This window comes from Clostridium sp. AF28-12, from assembly GCF_003435225.1.
Taxonomy (GTDB): domain Bacteria; phylum Bacillota; class Clostridia; order Lachnospirales; family Lachnospiraceae; genus Pilosibacter; species Pilosibacter fragilis.
The window spans coordinates 4,823-8,635 of the sequence record NZ_QWGJ01000034.1; the positions used below are offsets into that span (position 1 = coordinate 4,823).

Genomic DNA, 3,813 nt, shown 5'->3' on the forward strand with positions numbered 1-3,813 from the left:
CTGTTTCCAGCCGACAAGTTTTACAAAATCTCTCTGTACTTTGAGGGTCGGGTAAAGTATAATGAAGTTAACGGCAAAGCGGAAGTTGATTGTGAGAAATTTTATATTGCGAGGAGGAAATAACAGTGCTTACATTACAGGAACTCCTTAACGGAGTGAAATGTTTAGATGAAAATACACTGGCTGAATTGTCGGATAAATTATGGGAATTGGGGACATTAGATGATATAAAAGAAAAAGTGACCCCTGAACTTTTTACCTTGCATATTTGTATGAATATGGTGGGGAATTGGCAGTGTGATGGTTGGTGGTATATTATTTGTGAACAGGTAAAATTAGTTCCGTTTATCCCAGAAGCATTAAATGCTTTAGGATTATTCACCCTGAAAACAGCATTTGAAAAGGTTATATCCTGTTTTCCCCAAGATACAATTTTTACTGATGATAATAACTATATTGACACCGTTAATTTTCTGCAAAATAACAGGTTTAAGGTATCAAATAAAAAATTAAATTCAATCACTCTCGAAAAAAGAAAAGAAATGGTAAAAAAGACTCGTCATTGTATTGAAGAATTAGAACAGTTAACAGAGCCTTTATGGGGATATGCCAGTGAAAATAATGGGTGGAAAATTGTGCTTGACTACATTTCCGCTCATAAATAATATAAATTAACCAGTTCCAGTTGTGCGCCCAGCTAAGGGTGTGTAGTCAAGCCGGTGGGATTCCGGTTTATCCAAGGTTTAGCCAACCAGATAATAGCGAGTCTTGGGATGATGCCGATAACGGCATCTGACAAGCGTAGACAGCAAGAAAGCAGGGTTGAATAGTGATTGAGCTTCGAAACGTTAACTTCAGTCGGTCGACGTCTTAACTGGTGCGGAAGACAATATCATGTAATGCGATATGGCGAGTGTTATGTGGCACTGCGGAGTCAGAGAACCAATCATGTTTTACATTGTGAATACACATCAACTGGGGAGAACCTGCCATTTCTCGAAGAAGAGTATGAAATTGCAACTGAAAACGGAGTATTTCAAATGAATGGTAGGTGGTCGGACAATCCCATAGTACTGTAGAAATCGGGCAATGCCGATGGAGGGAAGGGGATTGCATAGTAAAGGTCTTACTGAGGACACATGATCCGTACTCAGGGACGGAGGAAATAATGGAAACGAAATTAGTAAGAATAGCTGAGATATCGGCAACATCAAAACATCCTATATTTACATCAGTGTACCACTTGATAAATGAAGATATGCTAAAGCAATGCCATAAGGAATTAGATGGGAACAAAGCAGTCGGAATTGACAAGGTAACTAAGGATGAGTATGGGAAGAACCTTGATAGAAATATCAAGGAACTGGTACAGAGGTTGAAAAACAAATCCTTTAAGCCACTTCCGTCACTGAGGGTATATATACCTAAAGGAAATGGAAAGAAACGACCATTAGGGATTGCTTCCTATGAAGATAAGATTGTACAAATGGCAGTGAAGAAAATACTGGGAGCTATTTATGAACCGAGATTCCTAAACTGCATGTATGGATTCAGACCGAATAGGGGGTGTCACGAAGCAATAAAAGAAGTATACCAACGGATAAGCTATGGAAAAATCAGCTATATCGTAGATGCCGATATCAAAGGTTTCTTTGACCATATCGACCATGATTGGATGATGAAGTTCCTTGAATGGAATATACAGGATAAGAACTTATTGTGGCTAATACGTAAATACCTTAAAGCAGGAATAATGGAGCAAGGAAAATTCGAGCCAACAGAGGAAGGTTCGGCACAAGGCTCAGTAATGAGTCCGATGCTTGCAAATATATACATGCATCATGTGCTGACGCTGTGGTTTAAGCTGGTGGTGCAAAGGGAAATGCAGGGAGAGTGTTTTCTCGTCAACTTTGCGGATGATTTTGTTGCAGGATTTCAATATAAGTCAGAAGCTGAAAGATACTATAAAGAGTTAAAGGAACGAATGGAAAAGTTTGGACTGGAGCTGGAAAGTAGTAAAAGCAGACTGATTGAATTTGGGAGATTTGCAGAGCAGAATCGTAGAGCAAGAGGAGAATGTAAGCCTGAAACATTTGATTTTCTGGGATTTCCCTTCTACTGTAGCAAAACTCGAAAGGGAGGTTTCGTGCCAAAGGTACAGACTTCAAGGAAGAAGTTTGAGCAAAAGGTCAGAGCATACAAGAACTGGATTTACGATAATCGAAATCGACCAATGCGAGAAATAATTAAAGAGTTGAATGTAAAACTAATTGGACACTATCAGTATTATGGTGTTACATGGAATTTTCGGAAGATAACAACATTCCTGCATAGAGTACAACAGTTTCTATTCAAAGCCATGAATCGGAGAGGTTGTAGACGGGCATACACATGGAATGGATTTGTGGAAATGCTCAAGTATTACCCGTTAGCAAAACCTAAAACGTACTATTGTTTATATTGAAGCGAATGTTACTATGAGGAGCCGTATGCGGGAAAGCCGCACGTACGGATCTGTGAGGGGCTAGGATTGAGAGGTCTTAGTCTACTCGACTGTCGAACTGATAAAATCCCTTTAGGAACTAAAGGGCGCACTTCTGTACTCTCCTATCGGGAGTATGTGCGTCCTGCGGAGCTTCATTCTCTGTCAGCAGAAGAAAGCCGCATGACCGAGAATGTTGCGTCACTTCGTTCCGGCAAGGTTGCTACACCCCCTTGCGCCGCTAATGCGGCTATCCCTCGTGGACTTGCCGTCTTCAAACAGCATGAAATGCTGTTCGCCGCCAGCAAGTTGCAAAAAAAGTATGATGGAGGTACTCAATTTGAAAAGAGCTGCAAAAATAGTTTTGATAGGAGTCTGCTTCGGCTTGATTTTGTTATTGCTTAAAATTAGTTTTGGGATTGATGATGCAGCTTTTATGCATGGTTATTGGATTGCAGCGGTTGCCATTGTATTAGGCGCTGTGTTAATCAATGCATATTACAATCTAATTTATTTTAACAAAGTCAAGAAAATTGCAAAGTTGCTGAGTGAAGAAAAGCCACAGGAATACATTGACGGTATAGAAAATTTGCTAAAAACCGCAAAAGGGAAAATATTGAGAAATATCTTAGAATTAAATTTGGCTGCTGGATACATCGAGGCAAAACAATTTGATATAGCAATTCCTATGCTGGAAAAATTGTCCCATGAGCGGCTGAGCGGTTCTTCTGTTAATGTAGTTCATAAAATCAACCTTTGCTTGAGCTATTTTGAAACTACCCAGTATGAAAAAGCAATTACAGTATACAACGAAAACCAAGGACTTTTTCAACAATATAGACATCACAAAATCTACGGCGGAAACATAGCCATACTTGATATAATAGCAGCAATTATAAATGAGCAATATAATCAGGCAGAAGAATTGCTGGATACGGCAAAGAAAATGTATGATGATCCTCGATTGCAAAAATCGTTTCGAGAAATTCTTGATATATTAAATAAAGAAACGGCGGAAAACCACTAACATCTTAACTCAATACGGAAAATTAGACCGTTGGCTGGTCGCACTATGCGAAAAGTTGACGGTCTTTTTTATCTCCAAAATCAAAAAAGGAGGGCAATGACAATGACAAAACTGAAAACTCTCGACCAGTTTCGAGCCGAAAAGGAACGAGCCGAGACACAGCTTGCACAGGAACAGCACAAGCTGGAGCGTCTGGAGAACAGAAAGAAGTATCTGGAGAAAGGTGAACGCACCAAGCGCACCCACCGCCTTTGCAATGAAGCGATGCTAAACATCGTGGAGGGATAGCCCCAAGTCGAATTCA

At 39.9% G+C, this 3,813-nt stretch carries 4 protein-coding genes and 1 pseudogene; all 5 read left to right on the forward strand.

Going from position 1 to position 3,813, the window contains the following annotated elements; genetic code table 11:
- Positions 1 to 125 precede the first annotated feature (125 nt).
- A complete protein-coding gene (locus DWY93_RS16005; RefSeq protein WP_117471343.1) occupies positions 126 to 665 on the forward strand; it encodes a hypothetical protein in 540 nt (179 codons plus the stop codon).
- 503 nt (positions 666 to 1,168) lie between these two features.
- Positions 1,169 to 2,464 carry a group II intron reverse transcriptase/maturase gene (gene ltrA, locus DWY93_RS16015; protein ID WP_117471342.1) on the forward strand — a complete coding sequence of 432 codons (1,296 nt, stop codon included), beginning with the start codon at positions 1,169 to 1,171 and terminating at the stop codon, positions 2,462 to 2,464.
- 201 nt (positions 2,465 to 2,665) lie between these two features.
- On the forward strand, positions 2,666 to 2,887 hold the full coding sequence (locus tag DWY93_RS16020; RefSeq protein WP_015553444.1) for a hypothetical protein: 222 nt from the start codon (positions 2,666 to 2,668) through the stop codon (positions 2,885 to 2,887).
- Positions 2,823 to 3,509 (forward strand): hypothetical protein, encoded by a 687-nt coding sequence (locus tag DWY93_RS16025; protein WP_147324225.1) that lies wholly within the window; start codon positions 2,823 to 2,825, stop codon positions 3,507 to 3,509. The genes DWY93_RS16020 and DWY93_RS16025 overlap by 65 nt, the downstream gene beginning before the upstream one ends.
- A gap of 102 nt (positions 3,510 to 3,611) precedes the next feature.
- A pseudogene (locus DWY93_RS16030) lies at positions 3,612 to 3,767 on the forward strand (DUF3847 domain-containing protein); the annotation flags it as partial.
- Between the last annotated feature and the right edge of the window lie 46 nt (positions 3,768 to 3,813).

Bases quoted from the DNA above. Each gene is read 5' to 3' on its own strand.
- DWY93_RS16020 (WP_015553444.1), top strand. From the start codon at position 2,666: ATGACCGAGAATGTTGCGTCACTTCGTTCCGGCAAGGTTGCTACACCC.
- ltrA (WP_117471342.1), top strand. From the start codon at position 1,169: ATGGAAACGAAATTAGTAAGAATAGCTGAGATATCGGCAACATCAAAA.